Below are 20,734 nucleotides of genomic sequence, written 5' to 3' on the forward strand. Positions count from 1 at the left end.
AAACACCAGGTCCGTTGGCCCGTTTCACTGGACCGTCTTGCCACCGGAATTCGCGCGAGGCAGGCGTTACAATGACGTCCATGTCAGATCCCCGCTTCGTTCATCTTCGCGTCCACTCCGAATTCTCGATTGCCGACGGCATCGTGCGCCTTGACGACCTCGTCAAGGCTGCGGCCAAAGACGGCCAGGGGGCGCTCGCACTCACCGACCTCGGCAACGCGTTCGGCCTCGTCCGTTTCTATCAGGAAGCGCGCGGCAAAGGGGTCAAACCCATCGCCGGCTGCGACGTCTGGGTCATGAATCCGGACGACCGCGACAAGCCATCGCGTCTGCTGCTGCTCGTGAAGGACAAGCGCGGTTATCTGAATCTGTGCGAGCTGCTTTCGAAGGCGTGGCTCACGAACCAGTACCGGGGCCGCGCCGAGGTGGACGTCGCGTGGCTGGAAGCGGGACTGGGAGAAGGGCTGCTCGCGCTTTCGGGCGCGCAGCAGGGCGACATCGGCCTCGCGCTCGCGGCGGGCAACGTCGAAAGCGCGAAGCGCCATGCGCAGCGCTGGGCGAACCTTTTCCCGAACGGCTTCTATGTCGAACTGCAACGCTGCGGGCAGCCCGGCGGCGAGCAGTATGTCCAGCAGGCCGTGGCAATTGCGGCGGAACTGAAGCTGCCCGTGGTCGCCACGCATCCCATGCAGTTCATGGAAGGTGACGAGTACACGGCGCACGAAGCGCGCGTGTGTATTTCCGAAGGCGACATTCTCGCGAATCCGCGCCGCCAGAAGCGCTTCACCACCGACCAGCGCTTCCAGACCCAGGAAGAAATGGCCGTGCTCTTTGCGGACATTCCGTCGGCGGTCGCGAACACGGTCGAGATCGCGAAGCGCTGCAATCTCAAGCTCGAACTCGGCAAGCCGAAGCTGCCGCTGTTCCCGACGCCCGACGGCATGTCGCTCGACGACTACCTCGTGCAGCTTTCGAAAGAGGGCCTCGAAAAGCGCCTCGTACAGCTTTATCCGAACGAAGCCGGGCGCGAGAGCGAACGCGCGCGCTATTACGAGCGCCTCGATTTCGAGTGCAAGACCATCATCAAGATGGGCTTCCCGGGCTACTTCCTGATCGTCGCGGACTTCATCAACTGGGCGAAGAACAACGGCGTGCCGGTGGGGCCGGGCCGGGGCTCGGGCGCGGGCTCGCTCGTCGCCTACGCGCTTGGCATTACCGACCTCGATCCGCTGCGCTACAACCTGCTGTTCGAGCGCTTCCTGAATCCGGAGCGCGTGTCGATGCCCGACTTCGACATCGACTTCTGCCAGCACGGGCGCGACCGCGTCATTCAGTACGTGAAGGAGAAGTACGGCGCCGACGCGGTCTCGCAGATCGCCACCTTCGGCACGATGGCCGCGAAGGCGGCCGTGCGCGACATCGGCCGCGTGCTCGACCTCGGCTACAACTTCACCGACGGCGTGGCGAAGCTGATCCCGTTCAAGCCGGGCAAGCACGTCACCATCGCGGACGCGATGAAGGAAGAGCCGCTTCTGCAGGAGCGCTACGACAACGAAGACGAAGTGCACCAACTGCTCGACCTCGCGCAGCGCGTGGAAGGGCTCACGCGTAACGTGGGCATGCACGCGGGCGGCGTGCTGATCGCGCCGGGCAAGCTCACCGACTTCTGCCCGCTCTACACACAGGGCGACGAAAGCGGCGTGGTGAGCCAGTACGACAAGGACGACGTGGAAGCCGTCGGCCTCGTGAAGTTCGACTTTCTGGGCCTGACCACGCTCACGATTCTCGACTGGGCCGAGCGCTATATCCGCATGCTCGACCCGTCGAAGCAGGACTGGTCGCTCGCCCAGGTGCCACTCGACGACGCGGCCTCGTTCCAGATCCTCAAGAAAGCGAATACGGTCGCCGTGTTCCAGTTGGAAAGCCGCGGCATGCAGGGCATGCTGAAGGACGCCCAGCCCGACCGCTTCGAGGACATCATCGCGCTCGTGGCCTTGTACCGTCCGGGCCCGATGGACCTGATCCCGAGCTTCTGCGCGCGTAAGCACGGCCGCGAAGTGGTGGAATATCCCGATCCGCGCGTCGAGCCCGTCCTGAAAGAGACCTACGGCATCATGGTCTATCAGGAGCAGGTGATGCAGATGGCGCAGATCATCGGCGGCTACTCGCTCGGCGGCGCGGACTTGCTGCGCCGCGCGATGGGCAAGAAGAAGCCCGAGGAGATGGCCCAGCACCGCGAGATTTTCGCCGAGGGCGCCGCGAAGAACGGCCTCACGCGCGAGAAGGCCGACGAAACCTTCGACTTGATGGAGAAGTTCGCGGGCTACGGCTTCAACAAGTCGCACGCGGCCGCGTATGCGCTGCTCGCCTATCACACGGCATGGCTCAAGGCGCACCATCCGGCCGAATTCATGGCGGCCAATATGTCGCTCGCCATGGACGACACCGACAAGGTGAAGATCCTCTTCGAGGACTGCCTGACGAACAAGATGGTCGTGCTGCCGCCGGACATCAACGCGTCGGCGTACCGCTTCGAGCCGGTAGCCGAGGCGGACGGCTCGCGCTCGCGCACGATCCGCTACGGCCTCGGCGCGATCAAGGGCAGCGGCCAGAGCGCCATCGAAGAAATTCTGCGCGCTCGCGAAGAAGGCGGCCTCTTCAAGGACCTGTTCGACTTCTGCGAGCGCATCGATCGCCGCGTGGTGAACCGCCGCACGATCGAAGCGATGATCCGCGCGGGCGCGTTCGACACGGTGCACGCGAACCGCGCGCAGTTGCTTGCTTCCGTGTCGATGGCGATGGAAGCCGCCGATCAGGCGAGCGCCAATGCCATGCAGGCCGGCCTCTTCGACATGGGCGACGCGCCGCTCGCCGCGCACGAACTCGTCGACGAACCGGCATGGGCCGAAAAGCGCAAGCTCCAGGAGGAGAAGGGCGCGCTTGGTTTCTATCTCTCGGGCCACCTCTTCGATGCGTACAAGGACGAAGTCCGCCGCTTCGTACGCCAGAAGATCGGCGACCTGAAGGAAGGGCGCGACAAGCTCATCGCGGGCGTGATCGCCTCGCTGCGCACGCAGATGACCCAGCGCGGCAAGATGCTGATCGCGCTGCTCGACGACGGCTCCGGCCAGTGCGAAGTGACGGTGTTCAACGAGCAGTACGAGGCGCACAAGGCGCTCTTCAAGGAAGACGAACTGCTCGTCGTGCAGGGCGGGGCGCGCAACGACGCGTTCACGGGCGGCATCCGCTTTACGGTGGATACGGTCATGGATCTGGAGCGCGCGCGCAGCCGCTATGCGCAGGCCGTGAAGCTGCAGATGAACGGCAACGCCGACGCGCACACGTTGCGCGCCGTGCTGGAAGCGCATCGCGCGAAGCCCGACGACACGCTGCCGGCACCGGTGGTCGAGGCGCGCGGACGCGGCGGCTTCGGGCGTGATCGCGGCGAACGCACGCAAGCCGCGATTCCCAACGGGCTCGCCGTCCAGATCGTCTACCGCAACGAGCGCGCCGAGGGCGAGGTGCGCCTCGGCGACGCCTGGCGCGTCAAGCCTAGCGATGACCTGCTCGCAGCGCTGCGAGGCGAGTTCGCCGACAGCTCGATCGAGATCGTTTACTGAGGCAACGGGGTGCCCACGGGGCGTTTATTGCGCCAGTTCGGCAAGGCCCCGCTCAGCGCGCACTGAGCCGTCGGCAATACGTGCCTTGACCCGTTCGTAGTTGGGGCTGGCCTGCGTGCGCGGTTGCTCGCGGTGCCACAGGTGGAAGATTTCGGTGGCATAGGCGCCGAGCTTGCGGTGCACGCCGCAGTTGGCGAGCCGGATCACGAGATCGGCGTCTTCGTGCCCCCAGCCGACGAAGCTGGTGTCGAAGCCGTTCACGCGTTCCAGATCGCTGCGCCATGCGCTCAGGTTGCAGCCCTTGATGCCGCGCCACTTGAACTGCTCGACGACACGCCATTTGCGGTCCGGCAGTTTGACGAGGAGCGGCGCAATCTTGTTGACGTGACCGCCCATGCGCTGCCGCGCCCAGAAGCCGAGTCCCTGGTCGGGCAAAGCCATCTTGCGGTCGATCACCTCGCGCGTAAGCGTTTCGTCGAGCAGAATCCGGCTGCCGGTGACGATGGCGCCCTCGCTCGCGAGCTGCCGGTGCCGCGCGACGAAGTCGTGTTGCGGAACGCAGTCGCCGTCCAGAAAGATCAGGTAGTCGCCGCGCGCTTGCGCAATCCCCTTGTTGCGGATCTCGGCGAGCCGGAAGCCGTCGTCCGGGTGCCATACGTGCTCGATGCGCACGGCAGACGCCTCGGCACAGCGCGCGACCGTTTCGCGCGTCGGATCGCCCGAGCCGTCGTCGGCAACGATGATTTCGTAGTTCGTATCGTTCTGCGCGGCGCAACCGGCCAGCACTCGTTCGAGCGCATCCGGACGGTTATAGGTGCTGACGATCACGGAAACCAGCATGTCGTGCCGCTCGTTCATGGTTTATCCGCGCCTTCGCGGGGCGGCTCGGTTTCGAGCAGCATCAGCTTGAGGTAACGGTAGTACGTGCCTTCGGCGTTTGAAATCGCCAGCACGAGCCCCATCTTGCCGTCGAGGAAGCCGCGCTGGATGATCCACGTGCGCACGAAGGTCCAGAATCCGTGCAGCAGTGCGCGGCCGACGCCGCCACTGCGTTTGCCAGGTTGACCGCGCGCGGCCCGCTGCGTGGCGCCGTAGCTCGAATAGCTGTCGATCTTGCCGAGCACTTCGGAAAAGTCGCGGAAGCTGTAGTGCATCAGCGGCTCGGAGAGCGTGCCGAGGCGTGTGTCGGGCGCGGCGATCACGCGTTCGTGGACGAGATCGTTCGAGAAACGGGCCGCGTCGCGGCGAAAGAGCCGCGTGACGTAATCGGGCGACCAGCCCGAGTGGCGTATCCACTGGCCGCAGTAGTTGGACCGGCGCGGCAGCCGGAACAGGTCGGCGGCGCTTGCTTTCACGCTCGCGAGAATTTCGTCGCGCAGTGCGGGGGGAATGCGTTCGTCGGCGTCGAGCGACAGGATCCAGGGGCCGCGGGCCGCTTCGAGGGCGCGCTGCTTTTGCAGTCCGAAGCCGGGCCAGTCGGTTTCGACGACGGTGGCGCCGAACTCGCGGCAGATTGCCTGGGTGCCGTCGGTGCTGCCCGAGTCGAGCACGACGATTTCGTCGACCCAGCCGTGAACCGACGCAAGGCAGTCCCGAATATCATGGGCTTCGTTTTTAACGATGACGATGACGCTGATCGCATCGATTTTGGCGCTGAATTTGACGCTGTCACTCATCGGTGCTGGGTCGCGGCGGCTCGAAGAAGGGGGCGGATATCGCCGGAAACCGGCTACGGATCGGCCCGGGCGGGGTGAAGGGGGGAGGATCTGGCGGCGCGCCTTTCGTTCCGCTTGCTTCGCGCCGAAGCCGAGCAAGGGAGTATATCCAAAAACGTCGCCGGCACGCGCAGCGCGCCGGGCAGAACCGATGCATCGCCGGTCCGGCCGAGCGTTTACAATGGCGTACCTGTTTGTCCGCCCAGCGTGCGCGTGCCGGCGGACAGCTTCATCCGCATTTTTCGAGGGCATTTTGAGCGAGAAGTCAACCTTGAGCAAGCCGATCGGTTCCGGCACGAAGTCGTCGCCGCTACTGATCGGCCGCCGGCTATGGCCGTACGTGAAGCCCCTCGCCTGGGTGCTTCTCGCGGGTATCCTGGCGATGGCCGTCGTGGCGGCCACGGAGGCCGGCATTCCGGCCCTGCTGAAGCCGCTGCTCGACGACGGCTTCGGCACGCACGGCGCTTCCAGGGCGAAATGGATCGTGCCCGCGGCGATCGTCGGCCTCTCGCTCGTGCGCGGCCTCGCGCAATATGCGTCCGGCTATCTGCTGCAGTACGTCTCGAACCGCGTGCTGCTCTCGCTGCGGCTCAGGATGTTCGAGCGGATGATCCATGCCAGCGTCGGCTTCTTTCAGCGCGAAACGGCGAGCACGGTGATCAACGCGATCGTGTTCGAGGTCAACCAGATTCTTGGTGTGCTGCTCGGCGTGCTGGTCACGATCGTGCGCGATTCGCTCACGGTGGTGTTCCTGCTCGGCTACCTGTTCTATCTGAACTGGCGGCTCACGCTGATCGTCGCGGTGCTGCTGCCCGGCATCGGCTGGCTCGTGAGCAAGATCAACCGGCGTCTGCGACGCCTGAACCGCGAGCATCAGACGTTCACGAACGAGCTGTCGTACATCGTCGAGGAGACGGTGGGCGGGTACAAGGTCGTCAAGGTTCACAACGGCGAGCAGTACGAAAAAGACCGCTTCGGCGCGTTGAGCAAGCGCCTGCGCGGGTACCAGATGCGCATGACGGTCTCGGGCGGGCTCGCGCAGCCGCTCACCCAGTTCCTCGCGTCGATCGCGCTCGCGCTCGTCGTCAGCATTGCGGTCGTGCAGGCGGCGAACGACCAGACGACGGTGGGCGGCTTTGTCGCGTTCGTCACGTCGATGCTGCTCGTGATCTCGCCGCTCAAGCACCTGATCGACGTGAACCAGCCGCTGCAGCGCGGGATGACCGCGGCGGAACTGATCTTCGGGCTGATCGACGAGCCGCCGGAGCCGCCCGGCGGCGGCCTGCCGCTCGAACGGGCGCGCGGCGAGGTGGAGTTCCGCGACGTTTCGTTCGCCTACGGTTCAAGCCATCGCGCGACGCTCGACCACGTATCGTTTCGCGTCAGGCCCGGCGAGATGGTGGCGCTGGCCGGCCCCTCGGGCAGCGGCAAGACGACGCTCGTGAATCTGCTGCCGCGCTTTTTCGATCCGACCGGCGGCAGCGTGTTGGTCGACGGCGTGCCGCTCCCCGAGTACGACATCCATGCGCTGCGCCGGCAGATCGCGATGGTGAGCCAGGACGTGGTGCTGTTCAACGATACGGTCGCCAGCAACGTAGCCTATGGCGAAACGGCGGACCGCGAGCGCGTGAAGCGCGCGCTGCAGGCCGCGAACCTCTGGGAGACGGTTTCGGCGCTACCCGACGGCATGGATACGCTGATCGGCGACAACGGCATGAAATTCTCGGGCGGCCAGCGCCAGCGCCTCGCAATCGCCCGCGCGATCTACAAGGACGCGCCGATCCTGATCCTCGACGAGGCGACGTCGGCTCTCGATTCGGAGTCGGAGCGCCACGTGCAGGCGGCGCTGGAGACGCTCATGCGCGGGCGCACGACGCTCGTGATCGCGCACCGCCTCTCGACGATCGAACGCGCGGACCGCATCCTCGTGATGGATAGCGGGCATATCGTCGAATCCGGCACGCACCAGGAGTTGCTCGAGCACGACGGGCTATACGCGCACCTGCACAAGATCCAGTATCAGCAGAGCGCGGCCTGAGGGCCGTGAGCGGCCAGTTGCCGGAGCGTCGCGTCCATGATCTGGGAGGGCGCGATCGTGTCGACGTTGCCGCCGCCCTGCAGACCGACGGAGTGACACGCGTCGGTCAGACGGAGATAAGGCGGCTCGCGATGCGAGAACAGCGAAACGCTGGGCGTGGCCGTGCTGTGGGCGACATGCATCAGGCCGCCGTCGGCGCCGATAAAAAGGGCTGCGTGCGCAACGACCTCGCGCGCCTGCAGGAACGCCAACTTGCCGGTGAGCGTCTGGATCCGCAGGTTGCCGGGGGCGGCGGCGCAGAGTTGCTGCGCGATTTCCGTGCCGTTGTCCGAGCCGAGCACGACGATGGTTTTCGGTGCGCGCGCGTCGTCGCAGCGGCTCAGCAAAGCGACGAATTCCGGCCAGCGGTGATAAGTACGGTCAGGGTCCACACCGCCTGCGGCGAGCGCGATGAAGGGCTGCGCGGGCAGCAGGCTGCGGACCGATTCGCGCGTCGCGTCGCTGCATGCGAGGTAGGGTTTGCTGATCGCGGCCAGCGTCTCCACGCTGTGGCCGAGCGAGAACACGTCGTTGACGCTCGCATAGCTGAAGCGGGTCTGATTGCGATCGGGACCGTTGAAGTGCTGGTACAGGCAGGCGTAGGGCAGCTTGCCGAAGTACTGCGTCTTCAGGCGGATCGACGGCAGATTGTACTCGGATAGCAGGACGGCGTCGTAGCGGCTCGCATCGACTTCGAGCGGGTCGCCATAGACGTGCCCGAACAGGTCGTCTTCCCTGAAGAGCGGCACGTGCGACGGCAGCGCGAGAAGATCCAGACGAATCCCGCTGTCCTTGAGCAGCGCGCGGCCGGCCAGGTCCATGGTTGCGTCGCCGAAGTTGCGCTTGGCGTAAATCCATAGCACGCGCTGCGAGCGGTCGAGATGCGGGCGCTCGAGCTGCAATTGGCGATGCGCCTTCAGCAGCAGTTGCTTGTGCAGGTATTTTTTCGCAATCTTGAACCGGCTGTTGCGGCTGAGAAACACGTCCGGTTCGTGTGGCACGCCCGCATAGGGAATGACGGTGGAACGGGCCACGGCGTCGTCCAGCCAGCGGGCCGGCGAAAACCATGAAGTGTTCGGACGGGACGGCTGCAACACGGGGCCTTGTTGTTATCCACAGGAAGCCGTGTAGTCTAACATGGTGGCGGCTGCGGCACGGGCACGGGGCGCTTTGGGTGCGCGCCGGCAGGCGTTGCGAACTGGGCGAAGATGAAGGTGCGGGTGCACTATGGGTACAATAACGGGTTCCTCATCCGGCTTCCCACGCATACAGTTTGCGGCGTGAGGCATCACTATTACCGATAATCGCAGTGCGCAATGCCGACACCTGTTACGAATGACTCCCAACGCAGCACGGTGCCCGGCGACTGGCTGACTGCGTTTCTCCTGCTGACTTATCCGGCTTTGGCCATGCTGGTGCATGGCGGTGCGAGCGCCATGACGATCGGCGTGGCGGTCCTTTCTATGGCGGCGCTGTTCCTGCGGCCCGCCGGCACGCCTTATGGTTACGCACGTCCCGAAGGCCTCGGGCTGGCGACCTGCATCGCGCTGATCGTGCCGCTTGCGGCCGTGGCGCTTAGCACGCTGTCGCACGGGCATCCGCTAATCCGGACCTGGGATTCGCCATCCCGCTTTTTGCTGACCATTCTGGTTTTTCTAGTGCTGCGCCGCGCGCCGCAACCGGTGCTCTCGTGGGCGGATCTCTCTTTCACGCTCGGCGCCCTGGCGGCGCTGGCCATTACGCTCGTCATGCCGCGCGACTGGGGCGACGGGCGGGTCGGCAGCGCGTTCCTCAATCCGATTCATTTCGGGGATCTCTCGCTCGCGCTCGGCGTGCTGTCGGCGGTGGCGCTGAACTGGTGGCGCAAGGACAAGGCGTTCGTGCGCGTGCTCAAGATCGCCGGGCTTTTTGCGGGCCTTGCGGCCTCGCTGGTTTCCGGCGCACGCGGCGGTTGGCTCGCGATTCCCATCGTGGCCGTGCTGATCCTGTGGGAGCGCGGCCGCGGCAAGTCGGTTCACTGGAAAGTGCTGATGCCGGTTGCCATTGCCGCGCTGCTGGCACTCGTCTACGGTAGCTCGGGAACGGTGCGCGACCGCATCGACATGATATCGTCCGACCTGACGCAGTACACGCACGGCAACCGTGACACGTCGGTCGGCGTGCGCCTTCAGCTGTACGATGCGGCGTGCGAGCTGATCCGCCAGCATCCGGTGCTGGGCCTCGGCGGCGACGGCTTTCGCGACGCCATGAACTCGCTCGCCCGGCAGGGCGCGCTGACGCCTCTCGCGGCCCAGTTCGGCGAGGGCGAAACGCACAACCAACTGCTGGCCTATCTGGTCAATTACGGCGCGGTGGGCGGTATCGCGCTGCTCGCCATCTACATCGTGCCCGCCGTCTTTTTCGCGAGCCGGCTCAAGTCGGCGTCGGCCACGGCGCGCCGCACGGCGCTGATGGGACTCTCGTTCGTCGTCATGTTCTTTGTTTTCGGCCTGACGGTGGAGACCTTCGACCTGAAAAGCACGGTGTCCTTCTATGCGGGCATGCTGGCCGTTCTGGCGGCGATAGTCGATCGCATGGATATCCTGTCGGACCCTACATAATTCAAAACGCCATGTTCAGCATCCTGATCCCGACCTGGAACAACCTGCCGTATCTGAAGCTGTGCGTCGACAGCATCCGGCGGCATTCCGCGTTCGAGCACGAAATCCTGGTGCACGTCAACGACGGCAGTGACGGCACCCTCGATTGGGTCCGCGAGCAGGGCATTCGCCACACCAGGAGCCTCGGGAACGTCGGCGTGTGCCTTGCGGTCAACGAGGTCGCGCGCCTCGCCACGAGCGAGTGGATCCTGTTCATGAACGACGACATGTTCTGCACGCCGGGCTGGGACACGGCCTTCGTCGAAACGCTGCGCGGGCTGGGTCAGGTGCCGGCTTATCTGGCATCGCAGATCATCGAGCCCACCGATACCGGTAACAGCCTCGTGACTGTCGCCAACTTCGGCGCCGGTCCGGACGATTTCAACGAAGCGGGGCTGCTGGACTTCGCGGCGAAGATGAACACGGCCGACCGCGACGGCATCGCGCTCCAGCCCACCTTGGTGAGCCGCGAGTTGTGGCTGCGCGTGGGCGGGTACAGCATCGAGTTCGGGCCCGGCATGAGCAGCGACGACGACTTCCTGATGAAGCTTTGGCTGGTCGGTTGCCGGGTATTCCGCTCGGTCGGCGCGAGCCGCATCTACCATTTCGGAACCCGCACGACGGGTCGCATTCGCCGCAACCGCGGCGGGCGCGAATTCCTGATGAAGTGGGGTGTCTCGCAGCGCGATTTCAAGCGCAACTATCTGAGCCGCACGGCGAGTTCCGCCGCGGCGGCACTCCCGAACGTGCCGCGCCCCGGCTTCGTCAGCCGTCTCAAGCGGGTTCTCTATGCGTTCGGCCTTTATCCCACCGAGGACCTCGAAGCTTGGGAGCCGAACCTGCCTGCGCAATTGCAGCACACCGCCTCGTTGACGGAGCGCGGCGAGCCTCGCCGCTGATGGTGACGGTTGTGCTGGCAACGATGGGTCCGCACACCGGCTGCCAGGCTGGCGGCAGCCTGTCGCCAGTGAAGCGCGGCGATTCTTCGGGGAATTGGAACGGTATTTTAGGCGGATAGGGGTTAACCCTTGGAGTCGATCCTCCTAGACTGCGTACATCGATCGCATGCACATACCCGTCGCATCGCGGCCGCACCAGTCGAATGGAGGTAATACCGTGAAGTCCCTGATTCAAGCCGTTGCCGTTGCCGTTGCCGCCGCCCTCGTGGTTCCCGCCGTTTCGTTCGCGCAGTCGAATTCGCCCGCTGATTCGTCCGTCACGCGCGAGCAGCTCCATGCCGAAATCGTGCAACTCGCACAGGTGGGTTACCGTGTTGGCCACGGCGACAACGTCCACTATCCCGAGAACATCCAGGCGGCCGAAGCGCGCGTGGCGGCGCTGAACGGCAACAGCGGTTACGGTGGCGTTGCCGGCGGCACTTCTCAGGCTGGCGGCAGTGCAGCCGCGGCTACGGGACGGTAACGCGCTGTTGAGCCACAAGCCGATCCGTCGTTTCCCCGCCATGCGCTTCGCGCCGGCCCGATGTGCCTACGCGTTGCCCAGTTCTTCGAGCAGCGCTTTCGCCTGCGCGACGATGTCGTCGCGCAGCGGGTGGAATGCAAAGCGCGGCGCCTTTTCCAGCTTCTCGAAGTTACGCCGGCTGCTGCGCGTATAGGCGGGGTCGTAGTGCTCGACGACGAGCGTTTCGGTGAGCGTCTCGCGCTGTCCCGCGTCGAGCAACCCGCACCATGACTCGATCCTTTCGCGTCCGTGGAGCGGCACGAGCTTGAGCAACTGCTCGCGGAAATAGCCGGGTTCGTCCAGCAAATGGCCGTACTCGTTCAGAAGGAGTACGCATCGTTCCTCGCGCGTCACGTCCACCACGACACACGGTGCCGCATGGATGCCGGCGATGAACGCGTCCGGCAGCGTGATCGTGCCGATGCGCCGGCTTTCCGCCTCCACGAACACGGGCCGCGTGGAGTCGAACGTGCGCAGCGTTTGCACGAGCGCCGTATCGAACGCCTTTTGCGAGGGTTGCGCCCGCTCGGGCAGGGCGCCGAGCAGCGAGCCGCGATGTGCCGCGAGCCCTTCCAGATCGAGCGTTTGCGCGCCGGCCGCGCCGAGCGCCTGTAGCAGGCGCGTCTTGCCGCTGCCCGTGGGCCCCGCGAGCACGATGTAGCGGAACCTGCCCGGCAGCGTGCCGAGCGCTTCGATGACGGTATGGCGGTAGGCCTTGTAGCCGCCTTCGAGCTGACGGGCGCGCCAGCCGATCATGTTGAACATGGCCGTCATCGAGCCCGAACGCTTGCCGCCGCGCCAGCAGTAGATGAGCGGCCGCCAGTTGCGCAGTCGGTCGGCGAAGATCGTGTCGAGGTGACGCGCGATGTTGCGCGCGGCGATGGCCGCGCCCACGCGCGTGGCGTCGAATGGCGACGCTTTGTAGAGCGTGCCGACGATTACGCGCTCTTCGTTGCTCATCACGGGTGCGTTGATGGCGCCGGGGACGTGATCCTCGGCGTATTCGAGCGGCGTTCTCACGTCGATGATTTCGTCGAACTCGTCGATTTGCTCGATGGTGACGCGCTGGTGATTCAAACTGCGGGACTCCGTGGGGTGTTAGGGCAGCGCGGCGGGGGCGTACGCGCGACGGGCGCGGGTCTAAACGACCGACGACATGAGTTCTACATCAGAACGATGTCGTACTGCTCTCTGTTATGAGTGCCGGTCCTTGTCTGGTAAGGATTACACGGCAGTTTCTCTCCCGGAAACGGGTGGCAGCTACACATCTGGCTACATATTTCGGATCCGGTTGCCGACAGCATATCCTGGATGCTCTACCCAAACCTCCGGTGGCTGCCTGTTGCCAGGGAAAAATGGTTTCGACCGTTCTCCATAGATTGGAGGCCCCAAGAATTGCGGGTTATTCCTCTCCGCAAGATCGGCCTCGGGTGGCCTGTGCCATGTCCCCAACGAGAGGGACATACTCCAGTCGACACGCTCCCTATGATGACCTCAGCATTCACGCTCAGGAAATCGTAACAAGGGAGATGAATCCGTGAAACTCGGAACCGTTCTATATCAAGGGAAGAAGTGCGTCGCCATTGCCGTGGATGACACGCATGCAGCCGTGCTAGGGGCGCTTCAAGATACTCGTCAGTTCGATATGCTCGATATCATCGCCAGGTGGCCGGACGAGCGAGCGGTGCTAACCCATGAGGCCAATGGCGCCGTCGTGATGGCAGTGGACGAACTGCATTGGTTGCCCCCGGTTCCTCGTCCCGGTAAGGTAGTCTGCGTTGCGCTGAACAACAGTGCGAACAAGGATCGGATTTTAAGCGGACCGTCCCATCCGGCGACGTTCATCAAACCCGCATCCTCGCTGATTGGGCATGGTCAGCCGATACGGCTTCGCGAGGATTTCGGCCGCGTGCACCCGGAGCCCGAACTGGTGGTAGTGATTGGGCGGGACGGCAGCGATATTCCCCGGGATGACGCTCTTTCACACGTGTTCGGTTACACGATCATCAATGATCTGACTGCACCGAAGCTGCGCGGCGAGGACACCTTTCATTATCGGGCCATTCATCCGCGACAAGGCGATCCGACGCAGATCGAATACGTCGATAGCTGGGTCAGTTACCCGGGGCGCTACAAAGGCGCCGATACGTTTGGTCCCATCGGGCCGTGGATTGTGACGCGGGACGAAATTCCTGACCCGCATGCCCTGACCGTACGCTGCATTCACCAGGGACGTGTGGTGACCGAGGACAGTACGGCGAATCTTACGTATAAGGCCGCCGACGTGATCGCTTTTCTGTCGCAATACATGCGTCTGGAGGCCGGCGATTTGATTGCGCTCGGCACCGCTCTCAAAAAATCGGACGTGGGTGGTCGGGCGGTGCAAAACGTTGACCTCACTCGGCTTGGCGGACCCATTGAAGTGACGATCGACAGCATCGGTACGTTGAGCAATCCAGTTGAACGACGTTGAGTACGATCGATCCGGATACGAAAACAACGAACTGATGAAATGCATCATGCAACAAAGCGATTCTTCTGGCCGTCAGAGGCTCGTGATCGTCGGTGGTGGACAAGCTGCCGCCCAGCTTGTTACGTCGCTTCGGCCGGTGTTGACGCATTTTCACGTTACGCTGGTTGCCGGTGAAAAGCATCTGCCCTATCAGCGACCGCCGCTGTCGAAGACATTTTTCGAACCGGGTTTCGAGTGCGAGCGGTTGTTATTCAAAGACGCAGCGTTCTATCGCGACGCCGGTGTGACAGTGTTGCGCGGCGTGAAGGCGACGGATGTTGATCGACATCGAGCATTGGTGACGCTGGATGATAGCAGCGCGCTCCCATACGACTACCTTGTGCTCGCGACCGGTGCGGTTGCTCGTCGTCTCGATCTTCCTGGTAGCACGCTCGACGGCATCCTGACGCTCCGCTCACTTGACGATGCCCGGCTACTTGCGTCCCATCTGCACGCCGGCAGGACCATGGTCGTGATAGGCGGTGGTTACATCGGACTGGAGGTCGCCGCATCGTCGCGCCGGGCAGGGATGAACGTCACCGTACTCCAGTCAGGCTCGCGCGTGCTGGATCGCGTTGCATCACCCTACGTCGCCAAAGTGCTTTCCGATTTGCATCGAGAGAGGGGCGTGACGATACGCACTGACGTGAAGGTGACGGGCTTTGTATCCGATGCAGGTGGCAATTCGGTCGCAGGCGTGCAACTTGCGGACGGGAAAAACATTTCCGCAGACGTCGTGGTACTCGGTGTCGGTGTCGACCCGAAAGCTGGATTGGCCCGCACAGCCGGGCTCGAAATCGAGCACGGTGCGGTGGTTGTGGACCGGGTTGGCCGCACTTCCGACCCGCGGATCTTCGCGGCAGGGGACTGTACCTGCGTTGAGGTACCGCATCTCGGTCGCCGTGTTCGGCTCGAATCGGTTTCGAATGCAGTCGCCCAGGCGCGGGCGATTGCGGCGTTTCTCGCTGGACAGCCGCTCTTACCTCTAGCTGTACCGTGGTTCTGGTCCGAACAGTTCGACTCGAAAGTTCAGATTGCCGGACTCGCCGCACATTATGACGAAACGGTACTACGGGATTTCGGCGCGAGAGGCGCTTCATCTGCGCCTGCCTTCGTGGAGTTTTACCTCGATAGAGGAAAACTTGTCTCGGGCGCCGCACTGAACCGTCCGGCGGACTTTATGGCCCTGCGGCGCTATCTGGATGAGGTCGGGCCGGAGGGCGTAGTTGATCCCTTGAAGCTTGCGGACCCGTCTGTTCCACTCGGTCTCGCGCTTGCGGGCGCGACGAGCCGGCTGGGAGCCGATGGTGTTTACGCGGCAGAGGGTGGGCGACGCTAGATCCGATTCATTTTCTATCGCATGCCGGACGACTTAACCGCTCTGGGTTGACGAGCAGCCGGTAATTGAAGAATCAATATTCCTCAAAAGAGGCAGATCCATGACCACAGCAATTCAAGCTTCTCCGCGCGTTACGGCTGGTGTTACGCGCGTGCGCACGCAACTGGCCAATGAGCATACGCCACTGATCCATAACTGCTGGTACGTTGCCGGTTGTGCCAGCGAATTTAACCGCACCCTGAAGGAACGGACCCTGCTCGGAAAGAGCGTGGTTTTTTATCGACGCGAGAATGGTCAGCCGGTCGCCTTGCAGAACCGTTGCCCGCATCGGTCTTTTCCCCTCTCGAATGGTGTGCTCGAGGGCGACACGGTCCGATGCGGATACCATGGAATGGCTTTCAATGCTGCGGGCGAATGCGTTGATATCCCGTCACAGAATGTCGTGTCGGCCAATGCCTGCATCCGTCACTATCCGGTGGTGGAAAGGGGCCCGTTCGTGTGGATCTGGACCGGTGCCCAGGAAGAGGCGGATGAAAACCTGATTCCGGATACCCGCTGGCTTTCGAGTCCTGACTGGGCGTATGCGCAGGCCTATGTTGAACTGAAAGCCAACTATGTCGGGCTGCACGAGAACCTGCTCGATCTGACTCACTTCACTTACCTTCATCCCACGACACTGGGTACGCCCGAGTTTGCGGGTTCGCCATTCGAAGTGGAGGTTTCAGAGCGTCAGGTGCGGATTACCCGATATGTTGAGGAGTGCGATGTTCCTCCGATGTATGTTAAAACCGGGATTCCGGGCAAGATGTCGCGCCATACGATTTCCGATTTTCTGACGCCTGCGCTGCACCATGCATCCGCCGTTTTGCGCAACCGCTCCGAAACGGTCGGACGTGACGCGTTCACGGTGTATATCTCGCACTTTCTTACGCCGGAAACCCAGAATACCACTCACTACTGGTTTACGTTCGCGCGGGACTTTGCACTCGACGACGCGGAAGTGACTCAATATATGGAGAAATCCGCACTCCATGCCTTTCATGAAGACGTTTTCGCACTCGAGCAGATCCGTCGCATGCATGCGATTGAACCCGATGCGGGCGAAGCGGAGATCAATCTGAAGAGCGATCAGGCAGGGGTTGCTGCCCGCCGTGTCCTGAAACAGCTTGCGGATCGGGAGGTCGCATGACCAGTCCCACGATCATATTCGTCGACCCGGCCGGGGCAGAGCATGCATTGCAGGTGCCGGCGGGCTGGACGTTGATGGAGGCGGCGGTCCAGAACGGCGTGCCAGGAATCATCGCGGAATGCGGAGGGTGCTGTGCCTGTGCGACTTGCCATGTCATTGTCGCGCCGGAATGGAGCGACCGACTGCCGGCGCCCGCCAGCATGGAGCAGGAATTGTTGACATGCACGGCCATGCCGGCCACACCGCAGAGCCGGCTGGGTTGTCAGGTTCGCGTGACTCCTGACCTGGATGGGATGGTAGTCAGCGTCGCATCCGTGCAGCTTTGAACACTGGGCAGTCCGCCTGGGTTGCCCCTTCGTTTTTACTGGCGAATGGGGCCGGAGCGGGGAGGGAGTGCCTGAGCTCGCCAGCCAACTGGATCGTCAGGCACACCTGGAAAAGAGGGCAAAAAGCTGAGCCCGCGTATTGATCCCCAGGCGTCGGAACAGGCGCTGTTTATAGGTCACGACGGTGGCAACGCCTAGATTCAAGTGGCAGGCAATGCCATCGGCGGTGAGCCCTCGCAGTAGCGCACACATGACTTCCCGCTCCCGGCGCGGAATATCGGGAAATCGATTCTGGATTTCCAGAAGGAGCGAGGACTCGGGAAGCGGTGCGATCGAAGTCGCAGACGGTTGTTCCCCTTTCAACTCGATGTGCCGGGCTACGCAGTGAGCAATCGGTATCGCGAGGTTTTCCAGCGCTCGGAACTCTTGTTCGGAAATCCCTCCCTCTCCGCGTTGACGATAGAGGTTGATGGCTGCCCAGCTACCGTCGCGCAGGCAATGGAGTAGCGAAACGCGTTCGAGCAGGTCGGCGTTGAAGTACAGTTCACGGTGCGCGGGTGCCCGCAGGTCCGAGACCGTCTGGTGATGGATGAAGGATGCCGCCGGACGGTTGTTGGCCTTGTCGCCCAAGATGTCCTGATTGGTGTCCAGCCGGAAGATTCCGCCCGCGATGTACGGCCTGGCGTTCTCTATCGCTATCGATTGGGAAAAGCGGTCCGCACCCGACACAAGGCGGACCTTGCCGATAGCCTGATAATGGAAAATCGAGCAATGACCCGCTTTGATCTGGTCTTTGAGACTGTTCAGAACGGCACTCGACAACGCTGACGCGCTCTCCACGCCAATGGCATCGATGAGCGGAAGCAGCGACCGGTCATCGACTCGGCGGCTGGTTTGGTCGGGGATGTTCCATAGACGCATTTCTGCCCTTTCGTAGCGCGGTCCTGTATCGGCCGAAAATACTCTGTCTTTGAAGTTTTATTTTTGACTCTAAAGCGTGCCAGTACCGGCGAGAATTGGCACTTTCCACTATGAGGCAGTCGCCGGGAGACTGCCTGATTGACCGGCGAGTCGCCGTGACGGCCTGCAGGGGCCGCTCTATTCAGGAAATGGCAGGTTATGACTGCCTTGTCCTTGAAATCATGGACCAGAGTTTCGTCGGAATTGGCGAATGCCGGGCGCCGACCATCGCGAATGGCGTCGGCATGCTCCGCCTGTATTCCCGCTCGCTGAGCATGCTGAGCGAGCTCGGGACCATGAATCCAGCCGGGAAAGGGGCCATCCAGATTTCCATGAGGACCGGACGGAATCTCGTCAAGGACGGCCTTTTGCTCGGAGGATGTGCGGGCTGGATCGAAGGGGGCAAGCGGCCTGTCATGATTGGGATCTAGTGGTGCGTTGGTACCGCGACAAACGTGTCGTCGTCACAAGCCACCCGCAACCACCATTCCGTACCCGATGCCATATTCGAGCGTTGGCACGTACAGCGCTTCGCGGACCGGCCTGGAATCCAGTTCCTGATAGGCCCCCATTCCTGCGACCCACGCGTTGAGTTCCATTGCCCCGATACCCGCGCTCTCGATGAGTTCGTCGGGGTTCCAGTGCCTCGATCCGGCCAGATCGCCGGTTCGCATCATTTCCATGAACTGTGCATCGAACCCGGCATTGAGACGGATATCACGCTCGGTTCGCCGGCCGTCGACAAGCATCGCTGCGCCTTCCACGTGCATGTCGTGCAACCGGCTAAACCATTGCTCATCGGTCATTGAATGGCCCGTTGCGCCTCGTAGTTGATAGGCCTCGACTTCCCGGGACGCAGTGCCTGGCAGCGGATAGTAACGCGCAGGATGGTGAGATAGCCCGCCGGACCCGATCACGAGCGTTCGTTTGCCGGTTTTTCGCAGGAAGTTACCAATTGCTGTCCCCAGTTTCTCTGCGCGCGCGAAGGGGAGTACCGGGCTTGCGATGGCGTTCAGGAAGACGGGGATGACGGGATACCTGTCGAGTGCGCCAAGCAACCTGTGCAGGGGCTGGGAAAACGCATGATCTACCGTCATGTCGTGCGAAACCGCGGTATCAAAACCGTCCGCGCTCAGATGCTTGACGAGGTCCAGGGCGAGAGGGCGGGGCACATTGAGCGCGCCACCGAACCCTCCCACGTCGCTTACGGCGTTGGCCGACAGCCCGACACAATAGGGCGGCATCAACGAGAAATGAAAGCCTGCGAAATGATCGGAGCCGAAGATCAGCACAAGCTCCGGATCGAAACGAGCGATCTGCTCGGTCGTACGTTTGTAAAGCGTGAGGATCTCGTTTTCTTTCTCCGGTGCTTTGGCCCGGATCATGATGATTGGCGAGTGTGAAACGCATACGAGCATGCCTGGTGTGCTTGAGGTCACCACGGGTTGAGTCTCCATATCGATTGGACGGACGAAGTCCGGAACGAGTCTGACGATGATCTCGTTCATTGCAAGAGAGCGTCTGTCCCCCTCGATATGGACACGATGATCGGTATGTGCGACGCATTGTCCATTTTTCATGGGACAGACAATGGAGCCGGCCACGTGCAGCATTAGGGGATCACGCATCTCTGACTGCACAGAACCCATGTCACCACAAACGACCCTCGAAGTTCGCCTCGCAATCGATACCATCAACGCCGAATTCAGTTGGAGTCTCGACAACGCTTCGTTCGAAAATCTCGATCATCTATTCGAGGAGGATGCGTTTTATCAGAGTGGTGAACGGGTACTGCGGGGACGGGGCGAAATCCGGACGTTCTTTGAGAAGCGTCGGGCATTAGGGCCCCGCTCTTCACGTCATATGTGGAGCGGACTGCGCATCGTTTCCCTCACGGAGGATATGGCGCAAACCACCAGCGTGTGGCTATCGTTCGCAGCCAACGCACCGCTACCTCTTCAGCATGTTCCCATTTTTATGGTGGCTGACTTCTTCGATCTTTACAAACGCGGGAACGATGGCCAGTGGCGAATCGCGGAGCGGAGGATCGTTGGGACGTTTCGCAACCCCGACGCCGCGCCATTGATCTAGCTCATTGGCATGGGTACCAATCCGAAGCGCGTCGAATTCACGAAGAAGTTCGGCATGACCCACTTCGTGTACCGAAGATCGTCGACCGGTACATGGAAGACAAGATCAACATCGACGATCTGATCACGCACACGTTGCCGCTCGATCGCATCAACGAGAATTGGGTAGCCGCGATGCAGGCTGCCAACCGAAGTATTCCACGATTTGAAGTGCCGTACCGCCTGATGCGCTATTGAAAGCGGCGACTGCCGAAAGATTAAAAAACGGAGAGACGTAGTATGGAGACTTATGACTATATCGTCGTGGGCGGTGGGTCATCCGGATGCGTGGTTGCGAATCGCCTCGTAAAAGCAGGAAAAACCGTTCTGTTGATTGAGAGTGGTCCAAAGGACAACAGCATATACATTCATATACCCGCGACTTTTATCCGCGTTCACGGAACAGAGCGGATGATCAATTACAAAAGCGAACCCCAACCCGCGGCTGGCAACCGGAGGATGTTTGTTCCGCAAGGCCATACTCTGGGTGGCGGGAGTTCGGTTAATGCCATGGTCTATATTCGCGGGACCGCCAGTGACTACGACGACTGGTCTTCGGGGGGCTGTACTGGTTGGGCATGGCAGGACGTCCTGCCAGTTTTCAAGCGGGCAGAGTCGCATATGCGGCTTTCGGAGCCTTACCACGGCACCGCGGGAACGCTCAAGGTCAGCGATACGCGGTTTCGGCACCCGTTGAGCCTGGCTTTTGTTAAAAGGCCAGTTCAAAAAGAGCCCGGAAGGGCTGTTTACTTTCCCGTGAAACGGTT

The 20,734-nt window shown here is 62.4% G+C and carries 18 protein-coding genes and 1 pseudogene; 12 read left to right on the plus strand and 7 right to left on the minus strand.

The genetic code is table 11. The features are described 5' to 3' along the window. Positions 1-71: 71 nt before the first annotated feature. Positions 72-3,620, plus strand: coding sequence for a DNA polymerase III subunit alpha (gene dnaE / locus V8683_RS17850; protein WP_411190185.1), 3,549 nt, complete (start codon positions 72-74; stop codon positions 3,618-3,620). Between the two features lie 24 nt (positions 3,621-3,644). Here the strand turns inward: dnaE and V8683_RS17855 are convergent, their stop codons facing one another. Further along, positions 3,645-4,478: a glycosyltransferase family 2 protein gene (locus tag V8683_RS17855; protein ID WP_411190183.1), complete on the minus strand. Its 834-nt coding sequence runs from the start codon at positions 4,476-4,478 to the stop codon at positions 3,645-3,647. Then, a complete protein-coding gene (locus V8683_RS17860; RefSeq protein WP_411190181.1) occupies positions 4,475-5,632 on the minus strand; it encodes a glycosyltransferase family 2 protein in 1,158 nt (385 codons plus the stop codon). The genes V8683_RS17855 and V8683_RS17860 overlap by 4 nt, the downstream gene beginning before the upstream one ends. Here V8683_RS17860 and msbA point away from each other — a divergent pair. Next, positions 5,589-7,373, plus strand: a complete 1,785-nt coding sequence (gene msbA / locus V8683_RS17865; RefSeq protein ID WP_411190179.1) for a lipid A export permease/ATP-binding protein MsbA — start codon at positions 5,589-5,591, stop codon at positions 7,371-7,373. The genes V8683_RS17860 and msbA overlap by 44 nt on opposite strands. Here the strand turns inward: msbA and V8683_RS17870 are convergent. Then, complete coding sequence (locus V8683_RS17870; protein WP_411190177.1) at positions 7,355-8,446, minus strand: glycosyltransferase family 9 protein; 1,092 nt, start codon at positions 8,444-8,446, stop codon at positions 7,355-7,357. The two genes, msbA and V8683_RS17870, sit on opposite strands and share 19 nt — an antisense overlap. A gap of 282 nt (positions 8,447-8,728) precedes the next feature. On the opposite strand from V8683_RS17870, the gene V8683_RS17875 reads away from it, so the two are divergent. The 3 genes from V8683_RS17875 to V8683_RS17885 all read left to right on the plus strand — a co-directional run bounded on the left by V8683_RS17875 (position 8,729) and on the right by V8683_RS17885 (position 11,473). Further along, positions 8,729-10,012, plus strand: a complete 1,284-nt coding sequence (locus tag V8683_RS17875) for an O-antigen ligase family protein (protein WP_411190175.1) — start codon at positions 8,729-8,731, stop codon at positions 10,010-10,012. Positions 10,013-10,023: 11 nt separating this feature from the next. After that, the gene (locus V8683_RS17880) at positions 10,024-10,950 is read left to right on the plus strand and encodes a glycosyltransferase family 2 protein (RefSeq protein ID WP_411190173.1); all 927 of its coding nucleotides are present in this window, start codon (positions 10,024-10,026) and stop codon (positions 10,948-10,950) included. 217 nt (positions 10,951-11,167) lie between these two features. Then, positions 11,168-11,473 carry a DUF4148 domain-containing protein gene (locus V8683_RS17885; protein ID WP_411190171.1) on the plus strand — a complete coding sequence of 102 codons (306 nt, stop codon included), beginning with the start codon at positions 11,168-11,170 and terminating at the stop codon, positions 11,471-11,473. A gap of 66 nt (positions 11,474-11,539) precedes the next feature. On the opposite strand, the gene mnmH is transcribed toward V8683_RS17885, so the two are convergent. After that, positions 11,540-12,589, minus strand: a complete 1,050-nt coding sequence (mnmH, locus tag V8683_RS17890; RefSeq protein ID WP_411190169.1) for a tRNA 2-selenouridine(34) synthase MnmH — start codon at positions 12,587-12,589, stop codon at positions 11,540-11,542. 460 nt (positions 12,590-13,049) lie between these two features. On the opposite strand from mnmH, the gene V8683_RS17895 reads away from it, so the two are divergent. The 4 genes from V8683_RS17895 to V8683_RS17910 all read left to right on the plus strand — a co-directional run bounded on the left by V8683_RS17895 (position 13,050) and on the right by V8683_RS17910 (position 16,878). Then, the gene (locus tag V8683_RS17895; protein WP_411190167.1) at positions 13,050-13,985 is read left to right on the plus strand and encodes a fumarylacetoacetate hydrolase family protein; all 936 of its coding nucleotides are present in this window, start codon (positions 13,050-13,052) and stop codon (positions 13,983-13,985) included. Then, positions 13,972-15,363 carry an NAD(P)/FAD-dependent oxidoreductase gene (locus tag V8683_RS17900; RefSeq protein ID WP_411190165.1) on the plus strand — a complete coding sequence of 464 codons (1,392 nt, stop codon included), beginning with the start codon at positions 13,972-13,974 and terminating at the stop codon, positions 15,361-15,363. The genes V8683_RS17895 and V8683_RS17900 overlap by 14 nt, the downstream gene beginning before the upstream one ends. Positions 15,364-15,463: 100 nt before the next feature. Then, positions 15,464-16,552, plus strand: coding sequence for a Rieske 2Fe-2S domain-containing protein (locus V8683_RS17905; protein ID WP_411190164.1), 1,089 nt, complete (start codon positions 15,464-15,466; stop codon positions 16,550-16,552). Continuing rightward, entirely contained in the window at positions 16,549-16,878 is a 330-nt protein-coding gene (locus tag V8683_RS17910) for a 2Fe-2S iron-sulfur cluster-binding protein (protein WP_411190162.1), read from the plus strand. Before V8683_RS17905 ends, V8683_RS17910 begins: the two co-directional genes overlap by 4 nt. 96 nt (positions 16,879-16,974) lie before the next feature. On the opposite strand, the gene V8683_RS17915 is transcribed toward V8683_RS17910, so the two are convergent. The 3 genes and pseudogenes from V8683_RS17915 to V8683_RS17925 form a co-directional block, all read right to left on the minus strand. Further along, complete coding sequence (locus V8683_RS17915; protein ID WP_411190160.1) at positions 16,975-17,799, minus strand: helix-turn-helix transcriptional regulator; 825 nt, start codon at positions 17,797-17,799, stop codon at positions 16,975-16,977. Between the two features lie 215 nt (positions 17,800-18,014). Beyond that, a pseudogene (locus V8683_RS17920) lies at positions 18,015-18,245 on the minus strand (carboxymuconolactone decarboxylase family protein); the annotation flags it as partial. 57 nt (positions 18,246-18,302) lie between these two features. Continuing rightward, the gene (locus tag V8683_RS17925) at positions 18,303-19,346 is read right to left on the minus strand and encodes a DODA-type extradiol aromatic ring-opening family dioxygenase (RefSeq protein WP_411190158.1); all 1,044 of its coding nucleotides are present in this window, start codon (positions 19,344-19,346) and stop codon (positions 18,303-18,305) included. 139 nt (positions 19,347-19,485) lie between these two features. Between V8683_RS17925 and V8683_RS17930 the strand changes: the two genes are divergently transcribed. The 3 genes from V8683_RS17930 to V8683_RS17940 form a co-directional block, all read left to right on the plus strand. After that, positions 19,486-19,929: a nuclear transport factor 2 family protein gene (locus V8683_RS17930; RefSeq protein ID WP_411190156.1), complete on the plus strand. Its 444-nt coding sequence runs from the start codon at positions 19,486-19,488 to the stop codon at positions 19,927-19,929. 92 nt (positions 19,930-20,021) lie between these two features. Beyond that, positions 20,022-20,165, plus strand: a complete 144-nt coding sequence (locus V8683_RS17935) for a hypothetical protein (protein ID WP_411190602.1) — start codon at positions 20,022-20,024, stop codon at positions 20,163-20,165. A gap of 42 nt (positions 20,166-20,207) precedes the next feature. Next, a partial coding sequence (locus tag V8683_RS17940) for a GMC family oxidoreductase (RefSeq protein ID WP_462880663.1) occupies positions 20,208-20,734 on the plus strand: 527 nt, incomplete at its 3' end.

This window comes from Paraburkholderia sp. AV2, assembly GCF_054968425.1.